This is a genomic window from Enterobacter sp. BIDMC 30 (assembly GCF_000534355.1).
Taxonomy (GTDB): Bacteria; Pseudomonadota; Gammaproteobacteria; order Enterobacterales; family Enterobacteriaceae; genus Enterobacter; species Enterobacter ludwigii.
Genome location: NZ_KI973169.1, coordinates 2852371 through 2870399 on the forward strand (window position 1 = coordinate 2852371; position 18029 = coordinate 2870399).

Annotated in this window: 18 protein-coding genes; 11 read left to right on the forward strand and 7 right to left on the reverse strand. The window is 55.1% G+C overall.

Annotation, left to right across the window (positions count from 1 at the left end; translation table 11 throughout):
* The first annotated feature begins 57 nt into the window (after positions 1 to 57).
* The 7 genes from L466_RS08915 (at position 58) to clcB (ending at position 6765) form a co-directional block, all read left to right on the forward strand.
* A complete protein-coding gene (locus tag L466_RS08915) occupies positions 58 to 681 on the forward strand; it encodes a glutathione S-transferase family protein (RefSeq protein ID WP_032681131.1) in 624 nt (207 codons plus the stop codon).
* A gap of 155 nt (positions 682 to 836) precedes the next feature.
* Entirely contained in the window at positions 837 to 1580 is a 744-nt protein-coding gene (locus L466_RS08910; protein WP_032681132.1) for a YoaK family protein, read from the forward strand.
* A 273-nt stretch (positions 1581 to 1853) separates the two neighbouring features.
* Positions 1854 to 2564: an osmoprotectant ABC transporter permease OsmY gene (osmY, locus tag L466_RS08905; RefSeq protein WP_032681133.1), complete on the forward strand. Its 711-nt coding sequence runs from the start codon at positions 1854 to 1856 to the stop codon at positions 2562 to 2564.
* Positions 2565 to 2582: 18 nt separating this feature from the next.
* Positions 2583 to 3482, forward strand: coding sequence for an osmoprotectant ABC transporter substrate-binding protein OsmX (osmX, locus tag L466_RS08900; RefSeq protein ID WP_032681135.1), 900 nt, complete (start codon positions 2583 to 2585; stop codon positions 3480 to 3482).
* Between the two features lie 8 nt (positions 3483 to 3490).
* Positions 3491 to 4138 carry an osmoprotectant ABC transporter permease OsmW gene (gene osmW / locus L466_RS08895; RefSeq protein ID WP_014169860.1) on the forward strand — a complete coding sequence of 216 codons (648 nt, stop codon included), beginning with the start codon at positions 3491 to 3493 and terminating at the stop codon, positions 4136 to 4138.
* Complete coding sequence (gene osmV / locus L466_RS08890; RefSeq protein ID WP_014169859.1) at positions 4138 to 5286, forward strand: osmoprotectant ABC transporter ATP-binding protein OsmV; 1149 nt, start codon at positions 4138 to 4140, stop codon at positions 5284 to 5286. Before osmW ends, osmV begins: the two co-directional genes overlap by 1 nt.
* A 168-nt stretch (positions 5287 to 5454) precedes the next feature.
* A complete protein-coding gene (clcB, locus tag L466_RS08885; protein WP_032681136.1) occupies positions 5455 to 6765 on the forward strand; it encodes a voltage-gated ClC-type chloride channel ClcB in 1311 nt (436 codons plus the stop codon).
* Here the strand turns inward: clcB and bioD are convergent.
* The 3 genes from bioD to L466_RS08870 all read right to left on the reverse strand — a co-directional run bounded on the left by bioD (position 6700) and on the right by L466_RS08870 (position 9773).
* Positions 6700 to 7395 (reverse strand): dethiobiotin synthase, encoded by a 696-nt coding sequence (bioD, locus tag L466_RS08880; RefSeq protein WP_014169857.1) that lies wholly within the window; start codon positions 7393 to 7395, stop codon positions 6700 to 6702. The genes clcB and bioD overlap by 66 nt on opposite strands.
* 130 nt (positions 7396 to 7525) lie before the next feature.
* Positions 7526 to 8746 (reverse strand): sugar metabolism global transcriptional regulator Mlc, encoded by a 1221-nt coding sequence (mlc, locus tag L466_RS08875; protein WP_032681137.1) that lies wholly within the window; start codon positions 8744 to 8746, stop codon positions 7526 to 7528.
* A 94-nt stretch (positions 8747 to 8840) separates the two neighbouring features.
* Positions 8841 to 9773 carry a LysR family transcriptional regulator gene (locus L466_RS08870; RefSeq protein ID WP_032678049.1) on the reverse strand — a complete coding sequence of 311 codons (933 nt, stop codon included), beginning with the start codon at positions 9771 to 9773 and terminating at the stop codon, positions 8841 to 8843.
* Positions 9774 to 9894: 121 nt separating this feature from the next.
* On the opposite strand from L466_RS08870, the gene L466_RS08865 reads away from it, so the two are divergent.
* Positions 9895 to 11148, forward strand: coding sequence for an MFS transporter (locus L466_RS08865; RefSeq protein ID WP_032681138.1), 1254 nt, complete (start codon positions 9895 to 9897; stop codon positions 11146 to 11148).
* A 1-nt stretch (position 11149) separates the two neighbouring features.
* Here L466_RS08865 and L466_RS08860 read toward each other — a convergent pair whose 3' ends face one another.
* Positions 11150 to 11512, reverse strand: a complete 363-nt coding sequence (locus L466_RS08860; protein ID WP_032681139.1) for a cell envelope integrity TolA family protein — start codon at positions 11510 to 11512, stop codon at positions 11150 to 11152.
* Positions 11513 to 11666: 154 nt separating this feature from the next.
* Here L466_RS08860 and L466_RS08855 point away from each other — a divergent pair, with 154 nt between their 5' ends.
* The 3 genes from L466_RS08855 (at position 11667) to L466_RS08850 (ending at position 14821) form a co-directional block, all read left to right on the forward strand.
* Entirely contained in the window at positions 11667 to 13154 is a 1488-nt protein-coding gene (locus L466_RS08855) for a carboxypeptidase M32 (RefSeq protein ID WP_032681140.1), read from the forward strand.
* 177 nt (positions 13155 to 13331) lie between these two features.
* The gene (gene asr / locus L466_RS0122555) at positions 13332 to 13721 is read left to right on the forward strand and encodes an acid resistance repetitive basic protein Asr (RefSeq protein ID WP_032670412.1); all 390 of its coding nucleotides are present in this window, start codon (positions 13332 to 13334) and stop codon (positions 13719 to 13721) included.
* Positions 13722 to 13999: 278 nt separating this feature from the next.
* Positions 14000 to 14821, forward strand: a complete 822-nt coding sequence (locus tag L466_RS08850; protein ID WP_032681141.1) for a trypsin-like serine peptidase — start codon at positions 14000 to 14002, stop codon at positions 14819 to 14821.
* A gap of 1 nt (position 14822) precedes the next feature.
* Here L466_RS08850 and L466_RS08845 read toward each other — a convergent pair whose 3' ends face one another.
* From L466_RS08845 to mdtJ, 3 genes are all read right to left on the reverse strand, one after another.
* A complete protein-coding gene (locus L466_RS08845; protein ID WP_014169850.1) occupies positions 14823 to 16985 on the reverse strand; it encodes a bifunctional diguanylate cyclase/phosphodiesterase in 2163 nt (720 codons plus the stop codon).
* An 85-nt stretch (positions 16986 to 17070) separates the two neighbouring features.
* Positions 17071 to 17400 (reverse strand): multidrug/spermidine efflux SMR transporter subunit MdtI, encoded by a 330-nt coding sequence (gene mdtI / locus L466_RS08840; protein ID WP_014169849.1) that lies wholly within the window; start codon positions 17398 to 17400, stop codon positions 17071 to 17073.
* Complete coding sequence (gene mdtJ, locus L466_RS08835; RefSeq protein ID WP_032682010.1) at positions 17387 to 17749, reverse strand: multidrug/spermidine efflux SMR transporter subunit MdtJ; 363 nt, start codon at positions 17747 to 17749, stop codon at positions 17387 to 17389. The genes mdtI and mdtJ overlap by 14 nt, the downstream gene beginning before the upstream one ends.
* Positions 17750 to 18029: the final 280 nt, after the last annotated feature.

The following is an 18029-nucleotide window of genomic DNA, read 5'->3' on the forward strand; positions in this document are numbered from 1 at the left end:
TCGCCAGAACCGGTGTAGAGTTTTTAAACACTGCATCTCTAAAAGGACACCGGCATCATGTTAAGCATCCTGGGCAAGACAACCTCGATCAACGTACGTAAAGTGCTCTGGACCTGCGAAGAAGCGGGTATCGAGTATCACCAGGAAGACTACGGCAGCGGTTTTGCCTCCACGCAAACCGCTGCCTTCCGCGCTCTGAATCCCAACGCCATGGTTCCCGTGCTGCTCGATGACGAGTTCGTCCTCTGGGAATCTAACGCAATCTGCCGTTATCTGGCACGTAAAGCCGGCCGTGAGGATCTCCTGCCAACGGAACCGCAGGCCTGCGCCAACGTCGAACGCTGGATGGACTGGCAGGCAAGCGAATTCAACAATGCCTGGCGGTATGTCTTTCCGGCACTGGGACGCAATAACCCGGACTATAACGACCCGGAGCGTATTGCCGCCGGAATTAAAGCGTGGAACCACTGCATCGCTATTCTGAAGGAGCAGTTGCAACGCACTGCAGCCTATACGGCGGGCGAGGTGTTTACCCTTGCAGACGTGGTACTTGGTCTTTCGGTGAACCGCTGGAAAATGACGCCATTTGATAAGCCTGATGTGCCGGCAATTAACGCCTGGTTCGAACGACTTAATCAGCGACCGGCATTTTTACGTCACGGGAATAACGGTATGGTGTAAGTTTTCAGCCCACACACATTCAGCAAGGATATTTTATTTAATTACAAAACCCTGAATGCCGTTATCAGGAATAATAATTAAGCAATATCCTGGACAGCCCCTTGCACCGCTTTGCTAGCCTGAATAGTCAGGCAAAGCTCAACCCGGAGGTATTCTTGCTGATTAAACTCAAAAAAGAACGAACGCATCAGGAGGATCGCCTGCTCGCACTCTGGCTGGCGACCTCTGCAGGCTTGCTCAACGCCATCGCCCTCGGGGCATTTGGCTTTTTTCCCTCCCATATGACCGGCAATACCTCCCAATTATCCAGCGAAGTTTCCTCTACCGATCTGAATGATATTTTGTTCTTTGGCACCCTTATTCTGTCTTTTGTTGCCGGCGCAATCATGGCCCGTATCATCGTGTTATGGGGGATTATCCATAATATCAGGCTGGTTTTTTGCCAGATACTGTTGGTCGAGGGATTATTACTGACCGGCGTTTCCTGTTACGAGATGTATTTCCATGCCCTCACGACTAACCGTGAAATTATTATCTTTCTTTGTGGTCTGATGGGGATTCATAATTCAACATCGACCCAGCTTTCCGGCGGCCGGGTAAGATCAACCCATATTACCGGCACGCTGACGGACGCGGGAATATCCCTGGCCTCGGTCCTGGTGGCGATGCTCCGCCGGGATTATTCCAAAGATACGGCAGCGCAAAAAAGTCAGCTCAAAACCCACTTAACCACCATTTTCTCGTTTATTACCGGCGGTATCGCCGGGCTGATCCTGTTCAGGTGGATTGGGTTTAACGCCATGCTGGCGCTTGGGGTGATGCTCGTCGTTGTCGCCGCCTTTTCCATCATCAGCACCTCAGTGCGCGTTCGCCGGGTTCGCGCCGCCTTCAGCCGATAATGAGGGTCGCAGGCGTGAGGATATGCTCACGCCATGTGACACTGTCACATTTTAAATTACGCTTTAGGACAATTCTGTCTGCCCCACAGCCAGCCCTTGCTCCATAAGGCTTAACCTAAGGTTGTCACTAATTTCATAGGGTTACTGATTTTCCCCCTTCGCTGGAACCCATCCCAAACGCTTGCTATAGGTCATCTACCCCTGCCGAAACATGGCATAACAACAGGCAACCCGTGGTTGCTATAACGCATGCGCACAGGGAGACACATCGCAATGCACCCATTACTCAAACGTTCGCTGCTTTTTGTCGGCGCCATTATTGTGGTCGTTGCCCTCCTCACCTGGGGAATTGGGCTGGATACAATTAAGGCGCGTCAGGTTGACCTGATTTACCTCGGGCAACAGCATTTAATCCTGGTATTCTCATCCATGTTCTTTGCCCTGCTGATGGGTATTCCCAGCGGCATTTTGTTGAGCCGCCCGTCAGCACGCGGTATCGCTGAATACGTGATGCAGATCTTTAACGTCGGTAATACCCTGCCGCCGCTGGCCGTTCTGGCGCTGGCAATGGTGGTGATTGGTATCGGTGATACGCCTGCGATTATCGCCCTGTTCCTCGCCTCGCTGCTGCCGATAGTGCGAAACACCTATGCCGGACTGTGCTCGGTTCCGGCGTCGTTACTGGAAGCGGCTAATGGCATTGGGATGACGAAATGGCAGCGTCTGCGCCAGGTCGAACTTCCCAACGCCTGGCCGGTAATGCTCTCCGGGATCCGCATTGCCACCGCCATCAACGTGGGTACCGCCCCGCTGGCCTTCCTGATTGGTGCCAGCAGCTACGGCGAACTGATTTTTCCCGGTATCTACCTCAACGACTTCCCGACGCTGATCCTCGGCGCGGCGGCCACCGCCCTGTTTGCTCTGATCCTCGACACCCTGCTGGCTGCGCTGGGTCGCGTGATGAGTCCGCATCTCGCTCGATAACAATAACAAGGAGCTTTTATGAGACTGATATCCAGCCTGACGGCGCTGTGTGCCGCGGCACTGTTCACCAGCCAGGCGATAGCGGCCCCGCTGATCCTGGCGACCAAGAGCTTTACCGAGCAGCACATTCTCTCGGCCATGACCGTCCAGTATTTACAAAAGAAGGGGTTTCAGGTCCAGCCACAGACCAATATTGCCACGGTCATTTCCCGCAACGCGATGATCAACAAACAAATTGATATGACCTGGGAGTACACCGGCACGTCGTTAATCATTTTTAACCACATCAACAAGCGAATGTCGCCACAGGAGTCTTACGAGACGGTGAAACGCCTGGACGCGAAGCACGGTCTGGTATGGCTCAACCCCGCCGATATGAACAATACCTACGCCTTCGCCATGCAGCGTAAACGCGCCGAAGCGGAACACATCAACACCATGTCTGAAATGGTCGCAAAGATTGAGCAGATCCGTAAAACCGATCCGGATAAAAACTGGCTGCTCGGTCTGGACCTCGAATTTGCCGGACGCAGCGACGGGATGAAACCGCTGCAGGCGGCATACAACATGGAACTGGATCGCCCGCAGATCCGCCAGATGGACCCGGGCCTGGTCTATAACGCGGTGCGGGACGGTTTCGTCGATGCCGGGCTTATCTATACCACCGACGGGCGGGTAAAAGGTTTCGACCTGAAGGTGCTGGAAGATGATAAAGGCTTCTTCCCGAGCTATGCGGTCACTCCCGTGGTGCGTAAAGACACCCTTGATGCCAATCCGAGTCTGAAAGAGGCGCTGAATACTCTCTCCGCCCAGCTCAATAACGACGTTATCACCGAACTGAATAAGAAGGTGGATATCGACCATCAGTCACCGCAGCAGGTCGCCCGTGATTTCCTGCGTAGCAAACAGTTGCTGTAGGAGGCGCTATGGAGACGATTCACTACATTCTGGATAACTGGGACTATCTGTTAACCCTGACGCTGCAACACCTGTGGCTGGTGGCGCTGGCGGTTGGGCTAGCCATACTCATCGGCGTCCCTCTGGGGATTTTGATTGTCCGCCACAAATGGCTGGCGACGCCGGTGCTGGGGATTGCCACCATCGTGCTGACGATACCGTCCATTGCGCTGTTTGGCCTGATGATCCCGCTCTTTTCGCTGATCGGTCAGGGCATTGGTGCCCTGCCCGCTATCACGGCGGTGTTTCTTTACTCGTTGCTGCCAATTGTGCGTAACACCCATACCGCGCTGGACAGCCTGCCGCCGGGCCTGCGTGAAGCCGGACGCGGTATCGGGATGACCTTCTGGCAGCGTTTGCGCTGGGTTGAAATCCCGATGGCACTGCCGGTGATTTTTGGCGGTATCCGCACCGCCGTCGTGATGAACATCGGCGTGATGGCCATTGCCGCAGTGATTGGCGCTGGCGGCCTTGGCCTGCTGCTGCTTAACGGCATCGGCGGTAGCGATATTCGTATGTTAATTGCGGGTGCGCTGATGATCTGTCTTTTAGCGATTGTGCTCGACTGGCTGCTGCATCGTCTGCAGGTCGTTCTGACTCCAAAGGGGATACGATAATGATAAAACTGGAAAACCTCACCAAACAATTTTCACAGAAACACGGCCAGAGCGTTAAGGCCGTCGACAACGTCAACCTCAACGTGCCTGAAGGGGAAATGTGCGTCCTGCTCGGCCCGTCAGGCTGTGGGAAAACCACCACCCTGAAGATGATTAACCGTCTGATCGCACCAAGCAGCGGCACGATCCTGATTAACGGCGAAGACACCAGCGGGATGGATACCGTGACCCTGCGCCGCAATATTGGCTACGTTATTCAGCAGATTGGTCTGTTCCCGAACATGACCATTGAGGAGAACATCACCGTGGTGCCGCGCATGCTGGGCTGGGATAAAGCCCGATGTAAAACCCGCGCTGAAGAGCTGATGGATATGGTGGCCATGGACCCGCATAAATTTCTCAACCGCTATCCGCGTGAAATGTCCGGCGGTCAGCAGCAGCGTATCGGCGTGATCCGTGCCCTGGCGGCGGATCCTCCGGTACTGCTGATGGATGAACCGTTCGGTGCGGTGGACCCGATAAACCGCGAGGTGATCCAGAACCAGTTCCTGGAGATGCAGCGCAAACTGAAAAAAACCGTGATGCTGGTCAGCCATGACATCGACGAGGCCCTGAAGCTTGGGGATCGTATCGCCGTCTTCCGCCAGGGGCGTATTGTCCAGTGCGCCAGCCCGGACGAACTGCTGGCAAAACCGGCGAATGAGTTCGTCGGCTCGTTTGTCGGCCAGGATCGTACGCTCAAGCGTTTGCTGCTGGTATCGGCAGGCGATGTCACCGACCAGCAACCGACCCTCACCGTGCGGGGCTCTACCCTGCTTTCTGACGCCTTTGCGATCATGGATGACAACGATATTCGCGCCATTACCGTCGTGGACGATCGGGGTAAACCGCTGGGCTTTGTGAAGCGTCGGGAAGCGCGTAATGCCAGCGGCACCTGTGCCGATATCCTGCATCCGTTCCGTATGACCGGCAAAGCGGAGGATAACCTGCGCGTGGTGCTTTCACGGTTGTATGAGAGCAACACCAGCTGGATGCCGATTGTCGACGAAGAGGGCCGCTATAACGGCGAGATCTCACAGGATTATATTGCCGAGTATCTCAGCTCCGGCCGTACGCGCCGGGCGCTGAATATTCACAGCGAGAGTTAAGCGAAAACACTCCGCCGGGCGGGCCAGACGTATGGCGCTGACCTGCCCGGCAGCACGCTCCCCCACAGCGCATTTGCTCAGGCCAACACGGTTCATCGCACGCATACCTTTTGCTAACCCCGCGATTTCCCCTCACAATATTGTATCTCCCACGTTTAATTGCGGCCCATGCAACGTCTTCACGCTTATCCCGACATCCGCGCGATGTTTCGCAGACTTCTGATTGCCACCCTTACCGGCATACTGGCCGCGCTGGCCGTCGCGGTGTTCCGCCACAGCATGTATCTGCTGGAGTGGCTGTTTCTCAGTAACAACAGCGGCAGTCTGGTGAATGCCGCGGCTGCGTTATCCCCGTGGCGTCGCGCGCTCACGCCCGCGCTGGGAGGGCTGGCGGCGGGGTTATTGTTGTGGGGATGGCAGCGGCTTACGGCGCAACGTCCTCATGCGCCGACAGATTATATGGAAGCACTGGAGACGGGCGACGGCCAGTTTGATTATGGCTCGAGCCTCGTAAAATCCCTTGCGTCACTGCTGGTTGTCTCCAGCGGGAGCGCCATCGGCCGCGAAGGTGCCATGATCCTGCTTGCGGCACTGGCCGCCTCCTTTTTCGCCCAACGCTTTACGCCGAAATCCGAATGGAAATTATGGATTGCCTGCGGAGCCGCGGCCGGGATGGCCAGCGCCTATCACGCGCCCCTGGCCGGCAGCCTGTTTATTGCCGAAATTCTGTTTGGCACGCTGATGCTGGCCTCGCTCGGGCCGGTGGTGATTGCGGCGGTGGTAGCCCTGCTTACCACGCGACTCTTAGCGCCCGGTGCCGGTACGCTCTATGACGTCCATCTGAGTGGCCTACTCAGTGCGGCAGATTATGGCCTGCTTGTCGTGACAGGCCTGCTGGCGGGCCTGTGCGGACCGCTGCTGATGTGGCTAATGGCGTTCTGCCATTCGTTATTTCTGCGTCTCAGGCTCTCGCCGCCCTGGCAACTGGCGCTCGGCGGAGCGATCGTCGGGTTGCTGTCGCTCCTGACGCCTGACGTGTGGGGGAATGGCTACAGCGTGGTTCAGGCTTTTCTGCTCGCCCCACCGCTGCTGTCCGTGATAGCAGGTGTATTTATCTGTAAATTACTGGCGGTACTGGCAAGCAGTGGTTCTGGCGCGCCGGGCGGGGTTTTCACACCGACGTTGTTTGTCGGCATGGCCACAGGAATGCTGTTTGCACAACTCTTCGGGCTGTGGTTTCCGGGGTCTGAAACGGTGATTTTGCTGGGGCTGGCAGGCATGGCGACGTTACTCGCCGCAACGACCCATGCGCCCATTATGTCTGCGTTGATGGTCTGTGAAATGACCGGGCAGTATTTTTTGCTGCCCGGTTTGCTGATTGCCTGCGTGATCGCGTCCGTCTTGTCGCGGACGTTACGCCACGACTCGATCTACGGACAACATGCGACCGAGGGAAGAGAGATCGATGTACTGCGCTAATTCACGCTGTTCGGCACGCGGCAGATAAGGCAGCTCGCCCACCAACGGTCCCGGCAGTTTTTTGCTGAGCACGTCGATGATTTCAGCGTAGTGCGCCAGGCCCGGGTTGATACGGTTTGCGACCCAGCCAATCAACGGCAATCCGTCATTGGCAATCGCCTGCGCCGTCAGAAGCGCATGGTTGATGCACCCTTCCTGAATACCGACCACCATGATCACCGGCAGTTGCTCCTGCACCACCCACTCAGAAAGCGGGCGCAGATCATTCATCAGGCTGCGCCATCCGCCGGTACCTTCCACCACGACATGGTCGGCCATCTCGCTCAGGTTCGCCAGACCGTCGGACAACAGGGTGTAATTAATCAGACCGCTGTGCGCCACGCTGCTTTCATCTTCGCTTAAGGCAATGGGATTGATCGCGTGATATGGCAGTTCCAGTGACGAGACGCTTTGTAACACCAGGGCGTCTTTATTCCGCAATCCTTCGGGCGTCTCTTTACTGCCTTTTGCGACCGGTTTGTACCCTGCAACGCGTTTACCGCTTGCTGCCAGAGCCTGTAGCAACGCGCGGGATACAACGGTCTTGCCGACAGAGGTATCTGTACCCGTAACAAAGAAACGCTTAAGCATGACTCATTCCACCTCTTGGGTATGCTTCGAAAATATAAACCAGAGAAATAATTCAGTGGGGGAAGTCTACGGGATGCGTGCGCTACCCAGCTTGAGATAGCGCAATTTTTCGTACATCTGCGGAAAAGAGTTAACCCTGTAACAGGCGGATCAACAGCGAGCCGTTGTACATGGCGTCCTTGACCAGGGCTGCACCAGCCATGGTGCCCTGATTGGAAAACTGGGTGCTTTCCACGGCAATATTTTTGCTGTAGGCCGGGAGCGCCTGTTGATGAATACAGGCCGAGATCGCCGGGAAGAGGATTTCCGCCGCCTGACTCAGCGGTGAGCCAATCAGGATTTTTTGCGGGTTGAAGAGATTCACCATAATGGCCAGAATGCGGCCAACGTTATTCCCCACTCCGGTAATAATATCCTTTGCCAGCAGATCCCCCTGACGCGCTGCGGCGCACAGTGAATCGACGGTCAACGGTTGTCCGTGCAGCGAAGAGCTCATGGACTGGCTGAGCCTGACCTGCGCCAGCTCCAGCACGCTTTCCACGCTGGCGATGGTTTCCAGACAGCCATGGTTGCCGCAATAACAGCGCTTGCCGTAGGGATCGACCTGCGTGTGGCCGATTTCGACCAGGCTACTGCTTCCGGCATGCAGAAGGCGTCCGTCGGTGATGACGCCCGCCCCGACGTTATGGTCAATCACCACCTGAATCACGTCCCTTGCGCCGCGGGATGCGCCAAACAGCGCCTCCGCCATCGTCCAGGCGCTGATGTCATGCTGAATATAGACCGGCACGCCGGTGTGATTTTTCAGCACCTCGCCCAGCGGCATCTCTTTGACATCGTCGTAGAACGGCATGCGGTGCACGATTCCATTTTCGGTATCAATAATACCCGGCATGGTGATCGCAATGGCCGTTAAGCGTTCAAGGCGTTGCTGATGGCGAATAAAGAAGTGATCGATATGGGTGACAATGGCATCGAGGAGCGATTGTTCAGCCTTGAGCGGCAGATCCAGCCGGTCTTCTACCACCAGCTTGCTGCTTAGATCGCGCAGGGCAAGGAAGATCTCTCCCCGGCTAATGCGCAGTGACAGGTAGTGCCACGCTTCGGTCTCCACCACCAGGCCGACCGCCGGACGGCCGCGGCTGCCCGGCTCCTGAATTTCCGTCTCCTGGACCAGGTGGGCTTCCAGCATTTCACGAACAATCTTGGTAATACTGGCAGGTGCCAGTTGTGCCAGGCGCGAAAGATCGATACGCGAAACCGGGCCAAGCTGATCAATCAGGCGATAAACCGCGCCAGCGTTGGTCTGCTTAATCTGATCAATGTGCCCTGGCTGACTATCAGCAACCACCTCGTACTCCCTTATTTTCGAGCATCGAAATAAACTGTGGGCTATGGTGAAGCACTTCAATGGCCGTCGTCAAATATTTACTTAGCCATGTGATTTACTGCACATTTTTACCCACTTTTCCCTCTAAATATCGTCCTGCAGAGGCGCTTAACAGCTGTGCTTTAAACCGCTGCGCTGCATGGCTCTGCTCATGATGTTTCGACCATACCAGCCACATTTCCGAAACAGCATCGTCTTCGGCGATAGCAACCCAGCGCATTTCACGCAATTGTACCCGTTTAAACGAGGCCGGAAGAATAGAGACGCCCAGCCCCGCCGCGACCAGCCCAATAATGGTCATCGCTTCCCCAACTTCCTGCGTAATGATCGGGGCAAGATCGTAGCGTCGTAACAGGCCCAGAATATCGTCGTACAGACCGGTACCTACCTGCGGGTCGAAAAAAACAAACGGCTCTTTTGCCAGCTCTGCCAGCGTGACCGCCGAACGCGAGGCGAGCGGATGATCGTGCGGAATCATTGCCATCAACGGTTCGCGCAGAATAACCTGCCACGCCAGCGTATCCGGGAGTTGGGTGTTACGCATCAGACCTAAATCAAGAGAACCTTCATTCAGCGGAGCGATTTGCTCGCGGGTATTAATTTCGCGCGTCTGAATATGCACATCCGGAAAATGCCGGCGAAACGACGACAGGGTCTGCGAAACAGCGCTGATAAACGGTGCAGACGAGGTAAACCCAATCCGCAACTCTCCGGTTTCCCCGAGATAAAGCCGCTCTGCCCGGGCTGCCGCCTCATCCACCATACTGAGGATTTGTCGGCTGTCGGCCAGAAATTGCTTCCCGGCCGCCGTCAGGCTCACGCTGCGGTTGGTCCGTGCCAGAAGGCGCGCCCCGACCTGTTGCTCAAGGATCTGGATCTGCTGGCTTAGCGGGGGTTGTGAGATATTCAGTCTTGCCGCCGCGCGGCCAAAATGAAGCTCTTCAGCGACGGCGACAAAGTAGCGCAGATGACGCAGTTCGATATTCATATTTTTAAAGTATCATTTGAGATTATTAATATATTAGACAGAATATTTACATTTTCCTACTCTGATCGTGTGGTCATACCCGTCACCCGAAACCACGGGGATGTTTAAGCAAGGACATTGTGTGAGTCGTACATCTACCATTGATATCGATCCGGCCAGAGATATTGATGATTTACCCGCAGCATCGCAGCCGGTTCAGTTCATTAAACGTGGTACCCCCCAGTTTATGCGCGTCACGCTGGCGCTTTTCTCAGCGGGTCTGGCAACCTTCGCCCTGCTCTATTGCGTTCAGCCGATCCTGCCCGTTCTTTCCCATGAATTTGGCGTATCGCCTGCCAGCAGCAGTATTTCGCTCTCCATCTCTACCGGCATGCTGGCGATTGGTCTGCTTTTCACCGGGCCACTTTCCGACGCCATTGGCCGTAAACAGGTGATGGTTACCGCCCTGATGCTGGCTTCGATTTGTACGTTACTCTCCACGATGATGACCAGCTGGCACGGTATCCTGGTGATGCGCGCGTTAATTGGGTTATCCCTGAGTGGCGTGGCGGCGGTCGGGATGACCTATCTCAGCGAAGAGATCCACCCGAGCTTTGTCGCCTTCTCTATGGGGCTGTACATCAGCGGGAACTCGATTGGCGGAATGAGTGGACGTCTGCTGAGCGGGGTGTTTACGGACTTCTTTAACTGGCGCATTGCGCTGGCGGTGATCGGCTGCTTTGCCCTTGCGTCTGCGCTGATGTTCTGGAAAATCCTTCCGGAATCACGTCATTTTCGTTCCACCTCCCTGCGCCCGAAAACGCTGTTCATCAACTTCCGTCTGCACTGGCGTGACAAAGGGTTGCCGCTGCTGTTCCTGACCGGCTTTCTGCTGATGGGCTCATTCGTTACGTTGTTTAACTATATCGGTTATCGCCTGATGCTCTCCCCGTGGCACCTGAGCCAGGCGGTGGTGGGTCTGCTCTCTGTGGCGTATCTCACCGGCACGTGGAGTTCACCTAAAGCCGGAGCGATGACGGCCCGCTTTGGACGCGGTCCGGTTATGCTGGTCTCTACGGCCGTCATGCTGCTCGGCCTGTTGATGACCCTTTTCGCCTCCCTGTGGCTTATCTTCGCCGGGATGCTGCTTTTCTCTGCCGGTTTCTTCGCCGCTCACTCGGTGGCCAGCAGCTGGATTGGGCCACGCGCTCGCCGGGCCAAAGGCCAGGCGTCGTCTTTGTATCTGTTCAGCTATTACCTCGGTTCCAGCTTTGCGGGGACGCTGGGTGGGGTGTTCTGGCATAACTATGGCTGGAACGGCGTGGGCGGTTTTATTGCGCTGATGCTCTGCGGGGCGCTGTTGGTAGGGACCCGTTTACACCAGCGGCTGCACTGATTCAGGGTTTGAAATCGAGCGTGTAGTTTTCCCCGATACGCTCATCAGGTACCACTGGGAGCACATGATCGTCACTGGCAGACTGTAAGGCCGCAATGGCGGCCTTACACAGCTCAGGATCGCTGCCTTTTACCACCTGAATGTGGGTCACATAGGCCGCGTCTTTGGGCTGGTGAATCTTTAACGAGCAGAGCTTCCCTTCATACTGCTCTGTGGTTGTCATCCTTTGTTTCACTGTTTCCACATACGCAAACGCCCATGCGTGCGCGGAGTCCTCTTCGGTGTTGAACGGGATCACGTCATGATGATGTGTCTGGCATCCCGTCAGCAACACTGCAATCCCTACACTCACAACCTTGTTCATTTTCCATCCGGCAGTCGTTTTTTTAGGGTTATAACACAGCGTTACTGAACGAAATAGCACCAAACTCTAAGGGGTAATGGCTTGGATTCAGGCGGGAATTTTGATACTACTCACTCTTCATGCCTGAAACATCGCCTTGCAAAGAGAAAACGAAATGAGCGAAAACAGCCACTACCAACAACTCACCCGCACCTTCCAGCGCCTCTCCCGTTTCTCCCACCTCTCCTCCATCGCCAGCTGGGATATGTTTACCATGATGCCGCCGGGTGGCAGTGCCGCGCGCGGTGAAGCGCTGGCCGAAATGAGCGTTCTGCAACACCAGATCCTGACCGATAAAAAGGTGGGTGAATGGCTGTCCGCCGCGGCCGGTGAGGATCTGAATGATATTGAACAAGCCAATCTGCGTGAAATGACGCGTCATTACCAGCAGGCGTCGCTGTTGCCGGAAGCGCTGGTGGAAGCCAAATCGCTGGCAGGCAGCAAATGTGAGCACTCCTGGCGTACTCAGCGCCCGGCCAATGACTGGCAGGGGTTTGCCGCCAACCTGAAAGAGGTCGTCAAACTGAGCCGTGAGGAGGCTCGCCTGCGTGCTGAAGCCAAAGGCTGCAGCCCTTACGACGCGCTGCTGGATATTTTCGAGCCGGACATGACCAGCGCGCGTCTGGACGTACTGTTCGCGGATATGAAATCCTGGCTGCCGGACCTGCTGGCAAACGTTGTGGAAAAACAGGCTCAGCAGTCGTTCGTTCCGCCGCAGGGCCCCTTCCCGACGGCAACGCAGCGTGAACTCGGGCTTGAAGCCATGAAGATGCTCGGCTTTGATTTTAACGGCGGTCGCCTGGACGTCAGTGCACACCCGTTCTGCGGTGGCGTGCCGGAAGATGTGCGCATCACCACGCGTTATGATGAGGACGAGCTGCTCAGCGCGCTGTTTGGCGTGATCCACGAAACCGGACACGCGCGCTACGAGCAAAACCTGCCGCGAACGTGGGCCGGTCAACCTGTCGCGCTGGCCCGTTCAACGGCGATCCACGAATCCCAGAGCCTGTTCTTTGAGATGCAGCTGGGGCGCAGCGACGCTTTCCTTAAACATCTCCTCCCTGCGGTTCACGCCCGTTTTGGCAGTCAGGCGGCGTTCAGTGAAGAGAACTTTATTGCCTGGAACCAGCGCGTGAAGCCGGGCTATATCCGCGTCGATGCCGACGAAGTCAGCTACCCGGCACATGTGGTGCTGCGCTATGAAATTGAACGTGCGCTGATCAATGGCGATATCGAGGTGGATGACATTCCGGCACTGTGGGATGAGAAAATGCAGGCCTGGCTCGGGTTATCAACCAAAGATAACTACCGCAACGGCTGTATGCAGGACATTCACTGGACCGACGGCGGTTTTGGCTACTTCCCGTCCTACACGCTCGGCGCGATGTACGCCGCACAATTGTTCCATGCGGCCAAAACAGCGCTACCGGGTCTGCAGTCCTCCATCGCTGAGGGCGATTTCTCCGCCCTGTTTGACTGGCTGCGTCAGAACATCTGGCAGCACGGTAGCCGCTTCACCACTTCGCAACTGATTACCCAGGCGACGGGTGAAGACCTGAATATCCGTTACTTCCGCGAGCATTTGACGTCCCGTTATCTGTAATCCAGCGGCCGGAGTACGCTCCGGCCGTTTTCCTTTTGCGCACCCTGTACCGCCCTTTGTACATTCCGTTACACGCCGATACCAATCACTCACGGAAACCCCGAATTTACAGGGATATAGTTCTTTCAACGGCCCCGCAGTGGGGTTAAATGAAAAACCAAATTCGAGGGTATGAACATGAAAAAAGTATTAGCTCTGGTTGTTGCCGCTGCTATGGGTCTGTCTTCTGCTGCATTTGCTGCTGAAACCACTGCTGCACCGGCTGCTGCTGCTCCAGCTGCAACAACGACTGCTGCTCCGGCAAAAACCGTACACCACAAGAAACACCATAAAGCCGCTAAACCTGCTGCAGAGCAAAAAGCCCAGGCTGCTAAAAAACACCACAAAAAAGCCGTTAAACAAGATGCCGCTAAACCGGCTGTAGAGCAGAAAGCGCAGGCCGCTAAAAAGCACCACAAAAAAGCGACCAAACCTGCTGTAGAACAGAAAGCCCAGGCGGCTAAAAAGCATCACAAAAAAGCAGTAAAACACGAAGCTGCTAAACCAGCTGCACAGCCAGCTGCGTAAGAGTACAAGCTTAACCGTGCCTTTCGGGGCACGTTGGTAAACCGGCGCTGAACCGGAAAGGTCCAGCGCCGTTTTTTTTATCCGGAGGGCGTATGCTGCGGCGCTATCGGTTTGAGCTGATTCTTATCCTGCTTATTTTATGCGCGCTCATCGCAAGCCATTTTTATCTTTCCTGATCGTAGCACGCTGATTTTACTCCCACTTTAGCGCTGTCCCGTCTATAGTATTTTCATAGGGTTCACTTTTAATAATCATAATTGCCCCCACCAGAGTGTGATATGCGTAAATCTGTTGTGTTGTTACTGGGAACGTTTGGTCTTTTTTCTGGATTCTCACAGGCGGATGATGGCGGTGATGAAACCATTAGCGCGAAAGAGCTTAAAACGCTGTTTTTCGGTCATGACGATCGTACGCGCGTCGCCGATCCTACCCAGGCACCCTGGGACGCTATCGGGCAACTGGAAACCGCCAGCGGTAATTTATGTACCGCTACGCTGATTACCCCGCAACTAGCCCTGACGGCTGGCCACTGCCTGCTGACACCGCCAGACGGCAAGCCAGACAAAGCCGTTGCCCTGCGATTTGTGTCGCAAAAAGGGATGTGGCGTTATGAAATTCACGGTATTGAGGGACGGGTTGATGCTTCTCTCGGCAAACGTCTGAAGCCCGACGGTGACGGCTGGATAGTGCCTCCGTCAGCGGCATCCTGGGATTTTGGCCTGATCATTTTGCGCTACCCGCCTTCTGGCATTACCCCGCTTCCGTTATTTGACGGAGACAAAGCCGCGCTCACTGCCGCACTGAAAGCCGCCGACCGTAAGGTGACGCAATCAGGCTACCCTGTCGATCATCTGGACGCGCTTTACACCCACACGGACTGTATTGTCACAGGATGGGCGCAAAACAGCGTGCTCTCACATCAGTGCGATACGTTACCCGGTGACAGCGGCTCGCCGCTGATGTTAAAAACGGATAACGGCTGGCAGCTGATTGGGGTTCAAAGCTCTGCGCCAGCGGCAAAAGACAGATGGCGTGCAGATAACCGGGCCTTAGCCGTGACCGGGTTTCGTGACAAGCTGGAAGCACTGGCGCAGCAGTAGCTCAGCACTGTCTGACCTGACGTAACGCCCTGATTGATTCAATCGGCATCGGCTGGCTGAACCAGAACCCCTGCAGCTGATCGCAGCCAGCCAGTCGTAACAATTTCATCTGCTTTTCGTTTTCCACCCCTTCAGCGACCACCGCCATGCCCAGGGCATTGGCGATCCTCACCGTGCCGCTCACCAGCGCCGCCGCCTGCTCATCGTTGTCCACCAGCCCGGCCAGTGATTTATCGATCTTAATGGTGTCGAAATTAAAACGCCGCAAATAGCCAATACTCGAATAGCCCGTGCCAAAATCATCCAGCGCCACCGCGGTGCCCAGCGCTTTAAGGTTGGCAATCGCCGTGCGGGCACGCTCGGGGTTTTCCAGCACATAGGTCTCCGTGACTTCGAGCTGGAGTCGCCTGGCCGGGAAACGGGTGCTTTCCAGAACCCAGGCCACTTTTTCTTCGAATTCAGGATCGCGAAACTGCGCCGGGGAGATATTAACGGAGAGCTTTAATTCGCTGTACGGCTCCAGATCCTGGCAGGCACGCTGCAAAACAAACTGGCCCAGTTTGTAAATCAGCCCGCTCGTTTCCGCAATGGAAATGAAGGTATCCGGACCGAGTTCACCTTCCGGACGACGCGGCCAGCGAACCAGCGCTTCCACACTGCTCATTTTCTGACTGCGGGCGTCAATAATCGGCTGGTACCAGACCTCAAACTCGTCTCGCTCCAGTCCGTTACGGATCTGGTTTTCAATCGCAAGCTTGCGTTCCCGGGCGTTATTCAGCGCCGCGTCATAGTGGGTGACACGCCCTTTCCCGCTAATTTTGGAATGGTACATGGCGATATCGGCGCGGCGAAACAGCTCGGAACTGGTGCATTCAATCAGGGTTCCGCTGGCAATCCCGATGCTGGCACCGATATGAATGGTGCGCTCCCCCAGACGAATGGGGGTATTGAGAAAATCCAGTACGGATTCGGCAAAGGTGGTCGCCAGCGCTTCTGCCCCTTCACCGCCGATGGTCATGGCAAACTCATCGCCTCCCATGCGCGCCAGCATTCCACCCGGTGGAACGCATTCATTCAGCGTTTTGGCGATGGTCACAATGAGATCGTCACCGACGCTGTGGCCGTAGATATCGTTGACGTCCTTGAAGCCATCCAGATCGATAAACACCACGCTTTTGACGTCAATATCGCCACGCAAACTCACGCGGTCCAGCGCTTCAATGAGTGCGCGGCGGTTCGGCAGATGGCTTAGCCAGTCCGTTCTGGCGACCAGACGCGCCTGGCTTTCTCCGCGGGCCAGTTTGTACAGGCCCACACAGCTCACCATAATGAACAGCAGGATCAGCACTGATGCCAGCACCACTATCTGCGTAATATCGGATGATGCAGCCCGGGCCGCCTGCGCGCCAGGAAGGCGTGCCTGCCAGTTGAGGTACCCCAGTAACTCCCCTGCAGAACTGCGCAGCGGCATACTCAGACTGTTGATTTTATCCGGGGTAAAGTTGAGGTTATCAATCTGAAAGGTCTGCCCCAGATCGGATAATATGCCGCCATTCAAATGGCGGGTAATCACCAGATAGCGGCGTGTACCGTCGTTAACCTGCAATCGCCCGATCATCGGTCGAATCAGCCCTATTCCGACAAACGCGACGCCGTGACGCGTTCGGGTGATCCCGGCATAAATATTCTTCTGGCTGGGTAACTCACGTCCGTGCTGCTGAATAAGCGCTTGCAGGCCTTTGCCAAAAAAGTCGAGATTCGTCTCCGCAAAAGGCTGGCTTTGAAACGATCCCCAGATGACGTTGAAATGCTCATCCAGCACGAAAGTGCCGTCATAGAGGTTATTGACTTTAAAGCCCGCTCCCCAGGTGTTGTATAACCATTCGGTATCGAGCTTTGGGCGGTAGACCTCGCGTACCGCATCGTCCCAGACGGCATTATCAATCACCAGGGTCGAGACACGGTTAACCGACGTTTGTATCGCACCCTGCACGGAAAGCGTGGTGCGGTGCTCGTCAATTTCATTGGTTTTGGTGCTGATCAGGTGCAGAGATAAATAGAGCAGCGCGACAATGGAGATGATTAAGCCGATCCCCGCCATGAAGATCATGGCAAACAATGTTCTCGCGGTGGGAATATTGCGCCAGCTTAATGTGCGATACATTAGCCATCCTCTTCAATGTTTTGCTTTTTTTAAGAGTAATACAGGCAGCGAATTTCGCTGCCTGTAAATAATGGCTTAACGTGTATCAGGCGAGTTTTATCATGATCATGCCGGCAAGCAGCAATATCAGTCCAATCCAACCTTTGTTATTTAAACGCTGACCGAACAGCACCCAGCCGGCTGCCAGGGTGGCGGCAATACCAAACCCGCCCCACAGCGCATAGGCCACGGACAGATCGATACCCTTCACCGCCTGTGACAGGGCGCTGAACGCCCCCAGTACGGCGGCAATCGACAACAGTCCGTAAATTTTACGACGAAAACCGTCAGAGAATTTTAGCAGGACGTTCGCTAAAATCTCCAGCACGATGGCAAACCCCAACCAGGCCGCGTGGATCCATTCAAACTGCTGCATGGGTCTGCTCCTTCGGCTGCTTAGTCGGTTTGCGTGTACCCGATTTAATCAGCACGATACCTGCTACCAGCGTCGTTAACCCGGCAATCTTCATTGTTGATAATGTTTCGTCAAATAATAAGACGCTGAACAGGGTGATCAACAAAATACCGATCCCTTCCCACAGCGCATAGGCCACACCCAGCGCAATTTTCTTCACTGCAAACGACAGGAAAATATAGGAAAGTGAAATCATCACCAGCATTAAAATAAAGCCGGCATTGCCATCGCTGACGCTTGCCCATTTCATAGACAGCGTGCCGGTAATTTCAGCGACAATAGCAAGGGCTAATAAAATCCAGTAAAACATGTTTTTCTCCTGCTTGAGAATATAATCCATCGTGGCCTGCTGCGTGCAGCAAACCCAAAAATATGAAATTAAATCAGACAGCTAAGCGCGTAGCGCCAGCTCAGGCAGAAGATGTGACTATAGCGCGTTGCGCCAGTGTTGCTCACCAGAAAGAAGGCAGAAGGAAGTGAAAAATACAGCGGTGTTGTTTGAAGAATACGTCCTGAACAAATTGTCCATAAAATTACAATTATCCGCGTTGTTGCTTCTCGTCTTTGCGGATGAAAATTGTCCTCGGTAG

Excerpts from the sequence above, each read along its gene's own strand:
- L466_RS08915 (WP_032681131.1), top strand. The coding sequence starts at position 58 with ATGTTAAGCATCCTGGGCAAGACAACCTCGATCAACGTACGTAAAGTG.
- osmY (WP_032681133.1), top strand. The coding sequence starts at position 1,854 with ATGCACCCATTACTCAAACGTTCGCTGCTTTTTGTCGGCGCCATTATT.
- osmX (WP_032681135.1), top strand. The coding sequence starts at position 2,583 with ATGAGACTGATATCCAGCCTGACGGCGCTGTGTGCCGCGGCACTGTTC.
- osmW (WP_014169860.1), top strand. The coding sequence starts at position 3,491 with ATGGAGACGATTCACTACATTCTGGATAACTGGGACTATCTGTTAACC.
- osmV (WP_014169859.1), top strand. The coding sequence starts at position 4,138 with ATGATAAAACTGGAAAACCTCACCAAACAATTTTCACAGAAACACGGC.
- clcB (WP_032681136.1), top strand. The coding sequence starts at position 5,455 with ATGCAACGTCTTCACGCTTATCCCGACATCCGCGCGATGTTTCGCAGA.
- bioD (WP_014169857.1), bottom strand. The coding sequence starts at position 7,395 with ATGCTTAAGCGTTTCTTTGTTACGGGTACAGATACCTCTGTCGGCAAG.
- L466_RS08870 (WP_032678049.1), bottom strand. The coding sequence starts at position 9,773 with ATGAATATCGAACTGCGTCATCTGCGCTACTTTGTCGCCGTCGCTGAA.
- L466_RS08860 (WP_032681139.1), bottom strand. The coding sequence starts at position 11,512 with ATGAACAAGGTTGTGAGTGTAGGGATTGCAGTGTTGCTGACGGGATGC.
- L466_RS08855 (WP_032681140.1), top strand. The coding sequence starts at position 11,667 with ATGAGCGAAAACAGCCACTACCAACAACTCACCCGCACCTTCCAGCGC.
- asr (WP_032670412.1), top strand. The coding sequence starts at position 13,332 with ATGAAAAAAGTATTAGCTCTGGTTGTTGCCGCTGCTATGGGTCTGTCT.
- L466_RS08850 (WP_032681141.1), top strand. The coding sequence starts at position 14,000 with ATGCGTAAATCTGTTGTGTTGTTACTGGGAACGTTTGGTCTTTTTTCT.
- L466_RS08845 (WP_014169850.1), bottom strand. The coding sequence starts at position 16,985 with ATGTATCGCACATTAAGCTGGCGCAATATTCCCACCGCGAGAACATTG.
- mdtI (WP_014169849.1), bottom strand. The coding sequence starts at position 17,400 with ATGCAGCAGTTTGAATGGATCCACGCGGCCTGGTTGGGGTTTGCCATC.
- mdtJ (WP_032682010.1), bottom strand. The coding sequence starts at position 17,749 with ATGTTTTACTGGATTTTATTAGCCCTTGCTATTGTCGCTGAAATTACC.